General features: G+C 61.6%; 13 protein-coding genes. 4 read left to right on the top strand and 9 right to left on the bottom strand.

Annotated elements, in window-relative coordinates; all coding sequences use genetic code 11:
• Window positions 1-10 precede the first annotated feature (10 nt).
• The 3 genes from LB543_RS18220 (at window position 11) to LB543_RS18210 (ending at window position 4,397) form a co-directional block, all read left to right on the top strand.
• Window positions 11-511, top strand: coding sequence for a DUF1036 domain-containing protein (locus LB543_RS18220; RefSeq protein WP_181178779.1), 501 nt, complete (start codon window positions 11-13; stop codon window positions 509-511).
• On the top strand, window positions 508-2,934 hold the full coding sequence (locus LB543_RS18215; RefSeq protein WP_224615058.1) for a M23 family metallopeptidase: 2,427 nt from the start codon (window positions 508-510) through the stop codon (window positions 2,932-2,934). The genes LB543_RS18220 and LB543_RS18215 overlap by 4 nt, the downstream gene beginning before the upstream one ends.
• Before the next feature lie 230 nt (window positions 2,935-3,164).
• On the top strand, window positions 3,165-4,397 hold the full coding sequence (locus tag LB543_RS18210) for a caspase domain-containing protein (RefSeq protein WP_224615057.1): 1,233 nt from the start codon (window positions 3,165-3,167) through the stop codon (window positions 4,395-4,397).
• An 83-nt stretch (window positions 4,398-4,480) separates the two neighbouring features.
• On the opposite strand, the gene LB543_RS18205 is transcribed toward LB543_RS18210, so the two are convergent.
• Entirely contained in the window at window positions 4,481-5,020 is a 540-nt protein-coding gene (locus LB543_RS18205; protein ID WP_224615056.1) for an OmpA family protein, read from the bottom strand.
• 166 nt (window positions 5,021-5,186) lie between these two features.
• On the opposite strand from LB543_RS18205, the gene LB543_RS34160 reads away from it, so the two are divergent.
• Window positions 5,187-5,732, top strand: a complete 546-nt coding sequence (locus LB543_RS34160; protein WP_140763717.1) for a DUF6931 family protein — start codon at window positions 5,187-5,189, stop codon at window positions 5,730-5,732.
• Between the two features lie 53 nt (window positions 5,733-5,785).
• On the opposite strand, the gene LB543_RS18190 is transcribed toward LB543_RS34160, so the two are convergent.
• The 8 genes from LB543_RS18190 to LB543_RS18155 form a co-directional block, all read right to left on the bottom strand.
• Complete coding sequence (locus LB543_RS18190; RefSeq protein ID WP_224615053.1) at window positions 5,786-7,024, bottom strand: caspase domain-containing protein; 1,239 nt, start codon at window positions 7,022-7,024, stop codon at window positions 5,786-5,788.
• A 7-nt stretch (window positions 7,025-7,031) separates the two neighbouring features.
• Entirely contained in the window at window positions 7,032-8,129 is a 1,098-nt protein-coding gene (locus LB543_RS18185) for an OmpA family protein (protein WP_224615052.1), read from the bottom strand.
• A 154-nt stretch (window positions 8,130-8,283) separates the two neighbouring features.
• Window positions 8,284-8,553: a hypothetical protein gene (locus LB543_RS18180; RefSeq protein ID WP_224615051.1), complete on the bottom strand. Its 270-nt coding sequence runs from the start codon at window positions 8,551-8,553 to the stop codon at window positions 8,284-8,286.
• Window positions 8,554-8,570: 17 nt separating this feature from the next.
• Complete coding sequence (locus tag LB543_RS18175; protein ID WP_224615108.1) at window positions 8,571-11,087, bottom strand: caspase family protein; 2,517 nt, start codon at window positions 11,085-11,087, stop codon at window positions 8,571-8,573.
• A 284-nt stretch (window positions 11,088-11,371) separates the two neighbouring features.
• Window positions 11,372-11,632 carry a phage integrase N-terminal SAM-like domain-containing protein gene (locus LB543_RS18170; RefSeq protein ID WP_224615050.1) on the bottom strand — a complete coding sequence of 87 codons (261 nt, stop codon included), beginning with the start codon at window positions 11,630-11,632 and terminating at the stop codon, window positions 11,372-11,374.
• Between the two features lie 351 nt (window positions 11,633-11,983).
• Window positions 11,984-13,003, bottom strand: coding sequence for an ABC transporter permease (locus LB543_RS18165; RefSeq protein ID WP_224615049.1), 1,020 nt, complete (start codon window positions 13,001-13,003; stop codon window positions 11,984-11,986).
• 19 nt (window positions 13,004-13,022) lie between these two features.
• Window positions 13,023-14,543 (bottom strand): sugar ABC transporter ATP-binding protein, encoded by a 1,521-nt coding sequence (locus LB543_RS18160; RefSeq protein WP_411908766.1) that lies wholly within the window; start codon window positions 14,541-14,543, stop codon window positions 13,023-13,025.
• A 74-nt stretch (window positions 14,544-14,617) separates the two neighbouring features.
• The gene (locus tag LB543_RS18155; protein WP_140765539.1) at window positions 14,618-15,637 is read right to left on the bottom strand and encodes a sugar ABC transporter substrate-binding protein; all 1,020 of its coding nucleotides are present in this window, start codon (window positions 15,635-15,637) and stop codon (window positions 14,618-14,620) included.
• Window positions 15,638-15,921: the final 284 nt, after the last annotated feature.

The following is a 15,921-nucleotide window of genomic DNA, read 5'->3' as shown; positions in this document are numbered from 1 at the left end:
ATGAACGCCGATGGACCTTCGCCCCTCGCATTCATTTTGCCAGCCCTCGTCACGCACAAAGCGTAGCTGGTTTCGATTATTGCCGGACTTCTCCCACCGCCTGGCATTTTCCGCGCTGTTCGGCGCGGCGCTGCTCGTTGTCCTCTCGACGAGCAGGGCGCATGCCGAATTCACTGTCTGCAACCAGACGCTCGACGTCGTCAACCTTGCCGTCGGACAGAAGGTTGACAATGCCGATCAGACCGATGGCTGGTGGACCATCGGCGCCAACCAGTGCGTGAACATTATCCGCGAGGAACTGGCCAACCGCTACATCTACCTCTACGCGACCGACGTGTTCGGCCACGCGATCCTCAACGGATCGACCGAGATGTGCGTTGATCGGCGCCGCTTCTCCATCCGTGGCATCGAGGATTGCTGGCAGCGCGGTCACATCGCGGCGCGTTTCGTCGAGGTCGATACGCTGGAGCAGGTGCGCTGGACCTATTTCCTGACCGGAAACAGCCCGTGACGCACAGCATCGACACGAGCTTCAGACAGAAGAAGCTGGCGCGCTTGGTCGAGCGCAGACGCAAACTCTGGCGCCGCGTTCTTGCTGGCGTTGCAACGCTCACCGTCATCGCGATCGCCACCGGCTTCTATCTTACCAAGGACAACTGGTCGTTCGGCGACGAGGATGAGGAACTGCATCCCGTCGAAGGTATGGAAGACGTGCCGCCCGACGCTTCGGTCTATGTGCCGGCCATCATCGACCTTGCCGGTGACCCGATGTGGATCACGCTGGCGCCCGATGCGGACACCGCCGCGAAGGGCCACACGGTTGCGCGCCCGGCCGAACTCGATAGTTCCGGGGCCTCGCCGCAGATCGAGATTCTGTCCGACGTGATGTTGAGCGCCAGCGAGAAGTTCATGACGACGATCCCGTCGACGCAGGAGGATTTTGCCTTCTTCAAGGCGCAGCGGCAGACTGCTCCGAAGCCTTCAACTGGCCCAGACGATCAGCAACCGACCTCGCCCGCACCTTCGCCCAACGACCAACCGGGCGATCTGGCGAACGACCTGCAGGCGCCGCCGGACGCGGGCGATATCCCCGCCGGTTCGGCGCCCAAAGCCGACGCAGACTCCCCCGAGGCCGGCTGGGGCGAGACCATCGACCAGGGAGAGGCAGCGCTCCCCGCCTTCAAGAGAACCGCTATCGAGAACAACACCACAGTCGCGACCGTCACCAGCGAATATCAGCGCTTCGCGGCGACAGAGGACACTTTCGTGAAAATTCTCAACGACCGCAGCCTGGAAAGCGTGGCGCTCGACGCGCATTTCTCCGAGGAGGACGCCAGGCTTGCGGGCGAGGCGCTGAAAGCGCTGTTCAAGCGAGATGGGCTCGAGGCCGGTTTTGTGGTCGCCATGCGAGGCTTCCGGCCGAACCGCGAGACGACGACGCTGTCGCTGATGCAAGTCTCGGTCTACACAAGGAACGTCTATGTCGGTACGCTGACGCGCAACGCAGCGGGCGCCTTCGTTTCAGGGGTCGACCCCTGGGTGAGCGAGGACCTCTTCAACTATTCCGGTGCCTCGGACCAGGGCGGGCCCAAGCGGCAGTACCGCCTGCTCGACGCAATCTACTCGACCGCGGCACGCAACAAGGTGCCGACCAGCGTGATCGGCGAAGCGATCATGTATCTGTCGAGGGGACAGGATCTCGACGCTTTCGCCAGCGAGGACCAGCGTCTGGTGATGATCTATTCGCAGAGGCCGCGCGACCAGGGCGAGATCTCCGGACGGGTGCTTTATGTCGGCGTCCAGGGTAAGGACAAGAACCTCGACTGCTTCGTCTTCCAGCAAAGCGATGGCCAGTATGCCTGCGTGACCGGCGATGATCAGGTTCGTTCGCTGACCGTCAGCAACGGCATGGTCACGCCGGTCGCCGGGGTGATGACGTCGACCTTCGGCCCACGCAAGCATCCGATCCTCGGCACGGTTCGGATCCACAAGGGCGTCGACTGGGCGGCTCCGGTCGGGACGCCTGTCATGGCCGCTTTCGACGGCGAGATTTCCTTCCAGGGCGATGGCGGCAGCTATGGCAATCTGGTGAAGATCACGCATGCCAACGGCCGCGAGACGCGCTACGCGCATATGCAAAAATTCGCCATCGCCAGCGGTGTCGGCACCAAGGTGAAGGCCGGCGACGTCATCGGCTATATCGGCACTACAGGGCTTTCGACGGGCCCGCATCTGCATTTCGAGCTCTACGAGAACGGCGAGGCGATCGACCCGCTCGGGACAGTCACCGCAGTCGCCACCGCCGTTTCCGTCAGTTCCGGCGGGCCCGGCGATTCCGCGGTCGAGACGCTGACCGACCGGATCGTCCACGTCGAAAGCGGCGGCAGCGCTCGCGCCAAGAACCCCAACTCGTCGGCAACCGGCGCCGGCCAGTTCATCACCAAGACCTGGATCCGGATGATGAACACCTATCGTCCCGACCTTGCCCGATCGCTTTCGACCGGCGACCTGCTCGCGCTTCGCTATGACGCGACGCTGTCGCGCGAAATGGTGCGCAATCTGGCGCGCGAAGGGGAGGCCTACCTGCGCGCCCGCGGCCACCAGATCACCGCCGGTCGCCTGTATCTTTGCCATTTCCTCGGCATGGAGGGGGCGCACCAGGTGCTGGCGGCGCCGGGTTCGTCGCAATTGAGCGCCGTGCTGGGATCAGCCGTCATCCAGGCTAACCCGTTCCTGACCGGCAAGACCGTCGGTTACGTCATCGATTGGGCCGAGCGGAAAATGGGGCAGAAAGTGCCGCGCGTGGTGACCGATCAGACCCAGCCGACGACCACCACGACCGAGGTGCGGCAGACGTCGCCGGAGTTCGAGAAGTACAAGCAGGCGATAACCGCGCTGCTCAATTCAATCCAAGAGAGGCTTGAGCCAGGTTAGTGACCGTCCCTGCTCAAAAGCGACACAACGATTGCCTGGTCGACGATTTTGACACTGACGGCTGGTATATCGGCAAATATTTGCAGAGGCCAGAGTGCACCCGGTGAACCTAAACTGTCGTCGGGGCGACATAAGCCTGAGAGCCATTTTTGACGAAGCGACATTGTCGCTGACGAATTGAGCATGCACAGACATCAATTCCGTGCCCCGATGGGCCGGAGGGCTGATCCATGAAACTGTTTGCCATCCTTTTGAGCGGACTTGTCCTTTCCATCCTTGCCGCCTTCGGCGTCCAGGCCGCAACAGCCGAGAGCAAGCGTGTCGCACTGGTCATTGGCAACAGCAAATATGTCAACGCCGTTGCCTTGCCTAACCCGGCGAACGATGCCCACCTGATTGCGTCGACGCTGCGCAACGCCGGCTTCGAAGTGATCGAAGGCGTCGACCAGGACAATGCCGGCATGCATGGCCTGATTAGCAAATTCACCGAAGAATCCTACAACGCGGACCTCGCGGTCATCTTCTACGCCGGCCACGGCATGCAGGTCGACGGCAAGAACTATCTCATACCGGTCGATACCGACCTGACTTCACCCGCCTATCTCAAGACCCGCACAGTTCAGATGGACGAGTTCATGGCGGCGCTGCCTGCCGATCCCGCCGTCGGCATCATCATCCTCGATGCCTGCCGCGACAATCCGCTCGCTCGCACGCTGGCCACGGCGCTGCCCAAGAGCCGCTCGCTCGGCGCCGGCCTCGCGCCGGTGGATGCAAAGGCAGACGGCGTCGGCACCGGCGGTGTCCTGATTGCTTATGCGACCGATCCCGGCGCCGTCGCTTTCGACGGCAACGGTGTCGACAGCCCCTACTCCCTGGCATTGGCCAAGCACCTGACCGAACCCGGCGTCGAGATCCAGAGCGCGCTGACGCGCGTGCGCGGCGACGTGACGGAAGCCACGCAAGGTCGGCAGCGCCCATGGCACAACGCATCGCTGGGGCGCGAGGTTTTCCTTGGCAAGCCAGCGGCACAAGCCGCGGCGGCGCCGATCGCCAATGCAGCCAAGACGTCGGCCTCGCCCGCCCCTGAGCCGGTGGCCAGCGATCCGCCATCCTGGGAGGTCGAGCAACGCCTTTGGGATGAGGCCTCGAAAAACAACGCCATTCCCTATTACGAGGCGTATCTCGACCAATTCCCGAGCGGCCGCTTCGCCACGGTGGCAAGGCTCGACATCGACCAGCTGAAGGCGGGCAAGCAGACTACGGCGCCGCCGAAGAAACAGGTCGTGCAGAAGTCCCGCACCCTGAAGCCGGTGCCACACAAGCAACAGAAGGTTGTCCAGCGCAGGCGCAGCAGCGAGACCAATGTGCGCGACGAGCCGCCGCCGAGAGACAATAATGACTTCCTGGCCAGGGCGCTCATTTTCGGCAGCGGCGTTGTGATCGGCAGCGCGCTCAAACATTGATCAGTAGGCATCAAGGGGGAATCGGCGTTTTGACAAGATTCCTTGCCAGTGTCGCTGTTAAGGATCGGCCTGGCGGCGACCGCCTACTCGGTCCTGATGCGCATTTCCACGCGTCGGTTGACCGGATCGTAGGGATTGGCGACACGCGGGTGCGACTTGCCCAGGCCGATCGCTTCGAGCCGCGCCGATTGAACGCCGCTCGCTTCGAGGAACGCGGCCACCGACTTGGCCCGCCGCTGCGACAGGTCCTGGTTGTAGCGATCCGGGCCGGTTGCATCGGTATGACCTTCAACGACAAAGCTGAACGTGCTCAGCCGATTGTCCTTCAGTGCCTTGGCGAACTCATCGAGTTCGGTGCGCGCGATCTGGTCGAGTTGCGCGGAATCAAGGGCGAAATTGATCATCATGTCGAGACCGGTCTTTTGTTGAGCTGAGCCGGTCTTCTCGGCCTTGCTCTTGCACTCTTCCTCCGTGCCGACGCAGATGCCGCGCGCGGCACCCAGATTGCCGGTCTGTCCGGCGAAGAACTTGACGATGTCTTCCGATTTCTGAAGCGGATCGGCAAAGACGTGCGTCGCAAGAAGCATGGCCGCCAATGCCAAGGCTGAACTGCCCCATCGCATGACCGTCACTCCTGTGTAAGTGGATTTCGCTGGCGGCATCATATCAAATCGGGAAGCGATTGTCTGTGGACAAACGCATGCCGCCCTTGGCCGCCACCTGCCAACGACTGACGCTTGACCGGCGCTCGGCCACAGGCTTGAGTGCTGTTCTGGTGGCTCTCGGGGTATGGCAGCCATGGCCAATGAACTCGGATACAGAACGGCACGGGATCTGTTTCTTGCTTGTCCCGCCATCGCCAGGGACATGAAATCGCTGGCCACCGGCCAGCCGCCACTTGATTTTTGCCGAGCCCTGCTTGCGGGGCGCGTGCCGGAAGAAGCAATCACGTTCTGTGCCTACCTCCTGCCCGAGCGAGCCGCCGTCTGGTGGGGACATGAATGCCTGAGCACTCTCGCCGAGCTCCTCGCGGACCGGGATCTCGAATTGCTGGCGCTTGTCCACGACCGCGTCGGCGAACCTGACAATCCCGACCATCAAGCGGTCTTGAGCAATTCCCTGGACCTGCCGCCAGCGACGCCGGCCGCCTGGATCGCTCTGGCAGCGGTGTGGCGCGACCCGACCCTCAACATGGTGTCGACCGGATTTCCTGCCGCCCATGCCGTCAATGCCGGAATTCTGGCCGCGCTGGCCCGGGCCTCGCTGGCGGACCGGTTTGCCGTGCTTTCGGCCTTTGTCGAAATGGGCATCCAGATGGCGGAGATGGAGGCGTAACGGCATTCGCCGATCCCTACGCGCCGCCCGTCATCGCCGACATCAGTCCGGCATTATTGGCAGCCGCCTTGCGCCCACCTGGCCAGCGCGACCTTGAAGCGGGTACCGAGCGGATGCTGCAGGCGCAGGACCGAGACGTCGTTGGCGGCGAAATTCTTCGCTTGCTCGCAAAGCCGGGCCTCATTCCACTGATGGCAGGTCTCGCAGTGCTTGCCTTCCCAGACCGATTTGTCGAGGCCTTCCACCGGACTGAAAAGCGGTTCGCTCTTGATCAGTTGGGCGATGCTCTTGCCGTCGATCGCCGGGTCGCCGAACTTGATGGGACGATCGAAAAGGATAGGGCCGTCGGTAGCCAGCTTCGGGATTTTCGCACGCAGGGTATCAAGCGCAAGCTGATCGGCATTCTGGCTTGGCGAAGCGCCGGTGTTGCGTGCGTCAGAGCCGGCTTCAGCTTGCCGGGTGCTCGCCTCGCCGACGATCAGCGGCGCGTTGAGATCGACCTTGTGCAGGACAACCTCGGTGGTCAAAGAGACGTTGATCCAGGGGCGTTGCTTGCCGGCGGTCGCGTTGAAGACGTCACTGGTCACCCTGTTCATCGCTTCGGTGATGGAGACATTGGATTCCCCAATGTGCTGGAGCAATGCCGTCGTGAAGGGCGAGTGGTCGCCAGACCCGTCATAGGCGAGCTGGTTGGGACTGGCGGCAAAGGCGACGAGCGTTCCAGCGCCGCCATTCTCGATCGGAATTTCCGCAAGGCCACTGCTTGCACCCTTGATGCCGGCGGTCTTTGCCAGCACATCGGCCAGAGGATTGTCCCGGCACGCGTCCAGAAACACCAGCCGTATGCTTGTCTCGCGAGACATCTGGCGCAAAATGAAATCGACCGACACGGCCTCAAAGTCGAGCGAGGTCTCGTCCTCGAGTGCGGCATCCACCGGAAGCAAATAGTTCTTGCCTGAAACCTGCAGGCCATGGCCGGCATAGAAGAAAAGCGCCACATCGGCGCCGCGCACCTGCTTGGCGAACTGGGCGACCGTGGTCTGGGTCTGCTGCTTGGTGAGATCGAAGCCAGAGACCACCTCGAAACTAAGGTTCTTCAGGCGCTCGGCCATCGCCTGGGCATCGCGCGCGGGATTGGCCAGCGGCGCGGCGTGCTGATATTGCGAGTTGCCGAGCACCAGCGCGACGCGGCGCTCGGCACTGGCGGCCGTCAAAGTCAAAAGCAGGACAAGCGCGACAAGGCCGGAGCCGCGAAGCAAGACGGTGCAAAATGCGATTGCACGGGAACCCACCCCGACCTCAGTTCGCGAGCTTCGTGGCGGAGAATTCGATGCGCCGGTTGAGCGCCTTGTTCTTTGGCGTGTCGTTGGCGGCAACCGGGCTCTCCTCGCCATGGCCGGCGGCACTGATCTGCTGACGCGGCACGCCACCGGCGACCAACGCATCGGCAACCGCCTGCGCTCGCCGTTCGGAGAGCGCCTTGTTTGCTTCGGGCGAGCCGTCCGAGTCGGTGTAGCCGGACACCTCCACCTTCAGGGTCGGGCATTTGCCGACGACCCCTTCAACTTCGGTGAGCAGCGGACGGCTCTTGGCATCGAGCCGGGCGCTGGCCGAGCGAAAGTAGATGGCGCCGGTGCGCGACAGCACGGCAAACCGGTTGAGGCACTCCTCGTCGCTGAAATTGGCCTTAGCGGCGTCGGTGGCCACGGGACCGACTTCGGCGGTTCCGGCGGCGACTGTCTGCACCGCGCCCGGCTTGCTGCCGTCGGCGACAAAGACGAAGTCGAAGGACACCGAGGCGGTGGGCACGATGTTCGTCACATTGGCGGCCTGCTGCAGCTTGTCGACGTTCGGCAGCAGGCCGAAGTCCTCGACATGCACCGCGACGGGAGCCTCCGACGCGACAGAAACCTGAGTGTCGCTGATCATGGTTACGACGACGCTCGCTTCCAGATCCTTGTCGACGCCGTGCAGGCTCAGCCGGAACGGCAAGGTTGCCTTGATCCGGCGCTTGGCCGGCAAGTCGGCAAAGGCGGCTGGGTCCACCTTCGCCGTCAGCTCGGCCGTCGGATACTTGAATGTTTCGAAGAACAGGAAGCGCATGCGCACATTGCGCAGGTCGACGCCCGTGTCGACGGAATTGAGATCGAAGCGGATCTTGGCATCACCGGCGGAATTCAGCGTGCCGGTGATATTCCTGATCTTGTTGGTTTCGACGACCGTGTTCTTCTTGACCGACTGATAGGTGAGCACCGAGGCGTCAGGGTCGAGCGTCCAGTTCGGCGCGGCATTCGCTGTCTGCGGTCCGAAGACCAGCAATCCCAATATGGCTAAGATGATCAGGTCAGGACGCTGCGCTTTTGCTCGCGCTCGCCAGAATGCAACGACTTCGAACATGGAACGCCCCCGCCAGGACAACCCGATCTCGATAACGGCACGTGGCGGGAGCATAGAGCACTTGCCTTCGATTGGCGAGCGGTTCTAGCAAGTTGCGGAGAAGCGAGACGAGTCATCTCGCTTCGGAAGAACGTGTGTCGAGGTTGCGCCGCTATCACCACCCGCCGCCGCCGCCGCCGCCGGCCCCGCCGCCGCCCAATGGCTGTATAATAACAGGCGTGGGCCCATCGTTGACCGGTTTGACCAGTTTCTTGGCAGTCACCTTCTTCTGTTTGACCACATTCGGCGCCGTCGTCACGCGAACCTGTTTGGTGCGGTGTTTCGTTGCCGGCGCCGGCTCGATCCTAGGCGTCACGGTCGTGCACCCAACGACCGCAAGAGATAAGATTGCCGCGATGACCGCCTGCTTCAATGCCCTGCCCACCATTGCCTCCTTGTTGATCAGAACAGATCGCGACGCGGATTGGCTTGCTCCCAGACGGCTCTCGCCGTCTTGACCAATTGATCGTCAACCGAGCCGCCCGCGGGGACTTTCGATTTGAGTTCGGAGCGTAGCTGCTTGAGGGCAGCCGTCTTCGGTTTAGCGCCAAACTGCGCCAGCGTGGTCCGGGCGCTCGGCAACTCGTTGCGAAGATCGAGCCCTGCAGCGAAAGCCAGATAACGGACGGCGACGACCTGATCGGATTTGTCGCCTTTCTGCATCTCGATAGCCGCGCGATCATAGGCGGCCGAATAGTCGCCGCGATCGGTCGCCAGTTCGAACAGCTTCTGCGCTTCAGTAAGATTCTGCTCCACGCCGTCACCGTCCCGGTACATGCGCGCGAGACTGCCGGGCGCATAGGGCTGGCCGAGATCCATCGCCTTCTGGAAAAGGGCCTGCGCCTGCTTTGTGTCCTTCTCTACGCCGCGCCCACTGAGATAGTTGCGTCCGAGAATGTTCATGGAATACATGTCCTGGCGCTCGACGCCCGCCTTGAGAAAGGCAACGGCCCGAGCCGGATCGGCAGGCACGCCATTGCGACCTTCGGTGAAGATCGCGGCGAGGTCGTTCATAGCATAGGTGTGGCCCATGGCCGCCGCCTTGAGCAGCAGGTCCAGGCCCCTGCCCGTATCACGCTTAACGCCGAGACCGTTGAACAAGGCGCGGCCCCAGGCAGTCATTCCATAGGGGTCGCCTTTGTCGGACGCTTTCGCATAGAAACCGTTCGCCTTGCTCGGATCCACGGCTGCCCCGATGCCGGATGAAGCGATATAGCCAAGCTCGAACACTGCGCGGACATGCCCCCTGTCGGCAGCCTCCTGGATCGCCTTCTTCGCGTCATCAACCTTGCCGGCTGCCAGCAGCGCACGCCCGAGTTCATAGTGGAAGCGGGCGACGTCGGGATAGGCTTTCACCGCCGATTCACAGGCCTTCACCGCATCGGCGCCGATCTCATTCGGCAGCAGGCCCGGGACAACACCCTGCAGGTCGAGAGGTTCACCGGCAGCCTGGTCGCACGGGTCAACGTTTGGCGAGAGTTGCATTGTGACCGGTTTGGATGAAGCGTTGTCAGCCCGGATTTCGAAGCCGACTATGAGTGGCTTGACGGCGCCGATCTGTGGTTCGTAACGCAACTGATCGACCTCATCGGCCATCACGCTCGAGCCAGGCGACAAGGCCCGATCCGGCAGGGACAACGTTCCCGTTGCCGGATAGCTCGCGAGCTTTAGGCTGACCGCGGGATCCTTGGTCGGGAAATCCAGCTTCAACGGAACCGGGCCGACGCCGACGGGAACCTGAACGTCACGGTTTTCGATCGCTTCGGCGGCGCCCGTAATGTGAATGCCGCGTTCCACCACTTCCTGCTTCTGCTCGGACTCGAGCGAGGCCACAAGCTGCTTGCCCTCGGCGCCCTCTCCATTCTTGACCCGGAACACCAGGATGCCTTGGGATTCGCCACCCCAATTGTCGCGTGTGGCATAGGCCATCATGTCGACCTCTTCCTGGGCGCCAGCACCCTTGGGGACGTCCATCTCCAATCGCGGGAGATCCTTGCCGGCGATCGATTGACCCGCCGCAACCGGCTTGCCGTCCAAAATCAGACGCCCCAACGCCGGCGGCCTTTCGATGCTGACGGTGACCGCGCCGCCATCGACATCGACCGGTTCCGGCAGGTCCAGCGCGACGGGGCCGACGCCGGACGGCACGACCTTTTCCAACACAGGCGGCAGTGCGGGCCGGTTGGCGCGACGCATGAGGACGACCTCGTCGATCAGCGATGAGTTTTCCCAAGGCACCTGCTTGCCGGCCGTAGCCTCGACCACATCCCGGCGAACAGCCGCCATAACCGAGCGTATCTCCTGGTTCGGCGCCAGCGCGCGACGGGAGAAGGCGGAGGAAAAAGGACTGAGATCGCCACTTCCGTCATAAGCGACGGCACCGGGCTCGGTGGCGAAGGCTATAAGCGTGTTCAGCGAACTTTTCACCTGCGCAAGGCCGGTGTCGCCGGCAGTGATCAGTTGGTCTCGCAACCAATAGTCTTTGCGCGGAAACGGATTGTTGCGGCAGGCGTCGAGGATGATTACCTGGATCTTCGATTTCGCGCGCAACTCCTGTAGCACATCGTCGAGCTTGACGGCCTGGACCTCAATGTCGGCCGCGTTCCTGAGCGATGCATCGACCGGGATGAGGAAATTTTCACCGCCGATCTGAAAGCCATGGCCGGAATAGTACACGATCGCCAGATCGGCGCCGTCCGCCGCCGCGAGGTAGTTGCGGAACTGCTTTTCGAATTCGATCTTGGTGAGGTCCTTGGCGACGAACACGTCGAATCCGGCCAGCCGGAAGGTGTTTGACACGTCCGCAGCATCCTTGTCCGGATTCTTGAGGACCGGAATCTCGCGGTATTCGGAATTGCCTATGACAAGGGCAACCCTTCGATCGGCACAAGCTTGGAAAGCCGTGAAGCACGCGAGCATCAGGGCCGCAATGAATGCAAAACATCGCAGCATGGCGCATCCTTAACTGCTCATGACCTGGAGGGCACAAGACACAGCTTGCGACAACCTGATCTGTTAAAGACTTCCAATCTGCCGAAACGGCAAGGTCGCACCCGCGATGGATGGCAGATGCTGTTCCCACAACTGCTAAAATAGCCCAGTGGCGTCGGTACCGCAATAAGCTGGGCGAGTGCGACCAATCAACGGCGGTATCGGGCCCTGCAGGCAGGTTGCTACACGCCTGTACCTTCTGTCCAGGCAGATCAGATCGACCCAGCGTCACGCCGCAAGAAGAAACGCAAGGCGCAAACGGCCTGGTTCAACGCGCCCCACGAGACCGTGCGGCCCACCGAGTGGGCCTGATAAGCGCGCACCTCTTCGTATCCCAGTTGACCGGTGATCGTCCAAAAAAATCGACTGAACTTCGCCACGTGATGCACGTTGGATCGCTGGGTCTCCGGTGACAAATTGCGGATCGTCAGATCTTCAATCATCCGCTGACGCAGAGGACTGGTCTGCTCCATCTGGGGTTCTCCTGTCTGGAAGGTTGGCTCGACACCAAATCTTCTCAGACAAGGACCCTCCTCAGGCCAGACCGGCGCATCAGCTACCGCGGCAGCGGTTTAGTTCAATCACAAAACCGACTGATCCGGAATCCCTTTTCCATCAACTCGTGAACCGCTCTAGTTCCGCTCGAGAGCGTCGCTGGACTTCAAGTCGCACCGAGTGCACAGGAACGCACGCGGTAATGCGATGCCTTTCGCCATGACGGCTGAGCGCACGCAGCGCACACGAGTTGCCATCTAAACTTCGGCCCAAATCTGTCGCAAGAGCCAGTGCCGGGAAGCCGCTGGCCCCTTAATAACCGCTGGGCATCAGACGCGTTCCCGATCACGTAGATTCTGCACATAGACATTGATGATCAGCGCGACGAGCAGAATGATCCCCCGGATGAGGATTTTCAAAAAACTGTCGATCTGGACATGATCGAGGCCATTGTTGAGGACGCCGAGTATGCACAGGCCGATGATCGTGTTGCCAATCCCGCCACGGCCGCCAAAGAGGCTGGTGCCACCGACCACCACCGCTGCGATGGCGTCGAGCAGATATCCGTCGAACTCGTTCTGCTGGGCGCTGCCGAAATGCGCCACGCCAATCATCCCGGCGACACCGGAACAGACCGCTGAAATGACCATCACCGCGCCTAAGACCAGTTTGACGTTGACACCGGAATATTCCGCCGCTTCGCGGTTGCCACCGACCATGTAGATATATCGGCCGAAGCGCGTGTAGGTCAAAACAATATGACCGACCAGCAGGAATACGCCCAGCACGATGATGATCCAAGGAAATCCGGCTATCGTGCCGGAACCCATCATCGTAACCAGATCGGGAACGGCATAGGCGATCTGGCCGCGCACCAGAAGCGCGCAAATGCCAGCGCCGATCTGCATCATGGCCAGTGTCATGATGAACGAGGGAATTCCAATCAGCGTCGTGCCAAAGGCGTTGACCAGGCCCAGGAAGGCGCAGATGAGCAGCGCCAACCCGATCGCCGCATAGCCTGGCAGGGGAATGTTGGGAATGTTGACGTAAGATTCCTGCATTGTGAAATAAGCAACGGCAATGCCGGTGGCATTGGCGATAGCCGCCACCGAAAGATCTATCTCGGCGCAGAGGATGACAAAAGTGAGCCCCACCGCGATGACGCCCGTGACGGAAATCTGCGTCAGCACGTTGACCCCGTTGTCGACGCTGAGGAAAGATGGGCTGGCGATGCTGAAGAACGCGAGCAGGATGATCAGCGTGGCGAACGGCGCAATGTTGCGCATCCGGTTGCGCAGGAAGGCGCCAGCCCGCGACTGCGACCCTTTCAAGGTTTCTTGAACTGGCATGATCATAGGGCGTTCTTCCTCAAGCGGCGTCGAGTAGCCGGTCCTTGCTGATCGTTTCGCTGGCGAACTCGCGCACGATCCGGCCTTTCTTCATGACGATGATACGGTCGGCGAGCGACAGGACGGTTTCGGGCTCGGCCGAGACAACGATGACAGCAAGGCCCTGGTCGCGCAACGCACGCACTATCTTCACGACATCGTCTTTGGCGCCAACATCCATGCCTCGGGTCGGCTCGCTCAAGATCAGCACCTTAGGGATGTATGTCAGCCATTTCGCCAGCGCGACCTTCTGCTGGTTGCCGCCGGAAAGACTGGAGAGCAGCGCCATCACATTCGGCGGACGGATATTTAGCAGTTCGACTTGGCGGCTGGCGATCTCGCGTTCCACTGCCAGGTTCAACCAGAGGCGCGAGATGCGGCCAAGCACGCTGATCGAGACATTCTTATAGACCGGTTCCTGGTAAAACAGCATGGAACGCCGGCTCTCCGGAACGAAGGCTATTCCCGCGCGACGAGCGTGCGCCGTGTTGCGGAAACGTTTCGCCGCGCCCTCGATGGCCAACATCCCGGTGCTCGGCTTGAGCTTGCCGAACAGTGTCCGCGCCAGTTCGACTTGGCCGCACCCCATAAAGCCGTAGATGCCGAGAATCTCGCCGGCCCGCGCATCCAGCGACACATCGGCGACCGCGCCTCCTACCGTAAGATTTCTCGCTGAAAGGACGACGGGCGCCTCGGACTTGCTGTTGAGGGCGATGGCGCCGGTATAGCTTTCCTCCAGCTCCTCGTGACCGCTGCCGATCATACGTTCGATAACCCAGCCTTTGTCGATCGAGGCCGCGGCTTCTGTGACGACACGGCGGCCATTCCGGAAGACGGTCACCGTGTCCGAAACCGAGAGGATGTCGTCGAGAAAATGGGAGATGAAGACGATGCTGCGGCCGCTTGCACGAACACTGCGAAGCACCTCGAACAGGCGATGCACCTCAGGAGGTGACAGCGCCGAAGTAGGCTCGTCTAGTATGATGATCCGCGCCCCCGAGAAGAGCACGCGTGCGAGTTCAACTAGCTGCTGAAGGCCAATCGACAACGACCCCATCGACGCACGGGGATCGACCTCAATGCCTAGGCTGGCGAGTTGTTGCCGGGCTGCGGCCACCATGCCGGGCCAATCGATCAGCCCTCCCTTCGTCGGCTGTTTGCCGAGGAACACGTTTTCAGCGACGGTGAGATCGGGAACGACGCTCAGTTCCTGATGCACCATGCCGATGCCGGCCGCAAGCGCGTCTCGGGTCGAGCGGAAATGGACCTGCTCTCCGTCGATGAACATGCGGCCCTTATATTCGGCGTGCACACCGGCGATGATCTTCATCAGGGTCGATTTGCCGGCGCCGTTTTCCCCAACGAGCCCATGGATCTCGCCGGCGCGCAACACGAAATCCACATCGTGAAGCGCCACCACGCCGCCGAAGGATTTCGATATCCCATCCATGCGAAGGCGTGGCGCGACCTCTTGCAAGGCGGCTTCAGTTTGAGCGTTCATTCTGTCCGCGTGGCGATTGTCTAGTGGCTGGGCGAATGGCTGGCGAATGATCCGCCAGCCATTTGGGACGAAGATCAGATCAGGAAATGGTCTTCCATCCATTGCATGCCGGCGGCATTTTCCTTGGTAACCACGGGACCGTCGGCTACAACGCTTTTCGGGATTCCTTCGCCTGACTTCTCGCCACCTGTCACGGCGGCGACGCCGGCGACAATGGCGCCGCCATGAATACGGCAGGATGGATTCCGCACGGTGGCGTGCATGCGACCTTCGGCAACGGCGGCTATTGCAGGGGGCATGGCGTCGCAACCGCCGATCTTGATGTTGGTACGGTTATGGGCCTTCATGACGTTGTACGCCGCAAGCGCCATGTCGTCATTGTGGAAATAAGCCGCGTCGATCTGCGGATATTTCGTAAGATAGGTCTCCCATAGCCGCGCCACCTTGGTGACGTCCCAGTCGGCCGGCTGGTTTTCCAGAACTTCGATGTCGGGATGCTGCTTGACGACGGATTCGAAGCCCCGGTTTCGCCCTTGAGCACCCGTGTGGCCGAGCGCGCCCTGCGTGGTGATGACCTTGCCCTTGCCGCCAATGGCGGTGATGAGCGCCTGTGTCACCGATGATCCCATGAACTCATTATCCGGCGCGATGAAGCTGTGCACATTGATCTTGTCGAGTGGCGCAATCAGCGTGTCCATGTCGATGACCGGGATCCCGGCGTCGATCATCTTTTGCACCGGCTGCACCAGCGTGCCGATGCCAAACGCCTGGATCGCCACGAAGTCCCATTTCTGGGAAGCCATGTTGTCGATCGCCGCGCGCTGCTTTACCGCATCGAGTTCGCCGTCGAACCAAGTCACCTCAACGTTGAACAGTTTGCCCCAGTATTCCGCCGCCGCCTTGCCCTGGGCGCACCAAGTCGCCTGAAGTCCGGCGTTCGAGAACGCTGCCTTGAGCGACTTTTCGGAACGGCCTGAGGCAGCGGCGGCGGCGCGGGCCTGGCTGATCCCGAAGCCGCCCAGAAGAGCAGCGGCGCCGCCAACAGCCGCTGCTGTCAGAAAATTACGTCGATCGTCGTCTATTGTGTTTTTCATAATTCCTCCCAGTACGGGTCATGGAAATGCGACCCGTGGAGGCATTATGGCCCCGCCTATGTTGCGGTCAAGGTTCCGAGACAACGTCGCTCGACTCGTCGCGGAATTCAGTGATTGGCGTTCGACGTCAGAGCCCTGGCGCGTCCCGGAACCGACAACCATAAACAAGTGACGCATCCGGACAGCCCACCGCCGAACCGTGGCATGTGCGTCGGCAGCCTCCAGGACCCGAGGCAACCTGTGTGCTTCGGGGGTGAGATTCATGCGTTTGGAGTGGCTATCAC

The organism is Mesorhizobium sp. ESP7-2 (assembly GCF_020164715.1).
GTDB lineage: Bacteria > Pseudomonadota > Alphaproteobacteria > Rhizobiales > Rhizobiaceae > Mesorhizobium.
The sequence above is the reverse complement of the archived record's forward strand: the minus strand, read 5'-3'. Positions and strand labels throughout refer to the sequence as shown.

Coding starts and splice junctions, on each gene's coding strand:
- LB543_RS18160 (WP_411908766.1), bottom strand. CDS start 14,543: ATGAACGCTCAAACTGAAGCCGCCTTGCAAGAGGTCGCGCCACGCCTT.
- LB543_RS18165 (WP_224615049.1), bottom strand. CDS start 13,003: ATGCCAGTTCAAGAAACCTTGAAAGGGTCGCAGTCGCGGGCTGGCGCC.
- LB543_RS18185 (WP_224615052.1), bottom strand. CDS start 8,129: ATGTTCGAAGTCGTTGCATTCTGGCGAGCGCGAGCAAAAGCGCAGCGT.
- LB543_RS18220 (WP_181178779.1), top strand. CDS start 11: ATGGACCTTCGCCCCTCGCATTCATTTTGCCAGCCCTCGTCACGCACA.
- LB543_RS18175 (WP_224615108.1), bottom strand. CDS start 11,087: ATGCTCGCGTGCTTCACGGCTTTCCAAGCTTGTGCCGATCGAAGGGTT.
- LB543_RS18210 (WP_224615057.1), top strand. CDS start 3,165: ATGAAACTGTTTGCCATCCTTTTGAGCGGACTTGTCCTTTCCATCCTT.
- LB543_RS18170 (WP_224615050.1), bottom strand. CDS start 11,632: ATGGAGCAGACCAGTCCTCTGCGTCAGCGGATGATTGAAGATCTGACG.
- LB543_RS18205 (WP_224615056.1), bottom strand. CDS start 5,020: ATGCGATGGGGCAGTTCAGCCTTGGCATTGGCGGCCATGCTTCTTGCG.
- LB543_RS34160 (WP_140763717.1), top strand. CDS start 5,187: ATGGCAGCCATGGCCAATGAACTCGGATACAGAACGGCACGGGATCTG.
- LB543_RS18155 (WP_140765539.1), bottom strand. CDS start 15,637: ATGAAAAACACAATAGACGACGATCGACGTAATTTTCTGACAGCAGCG.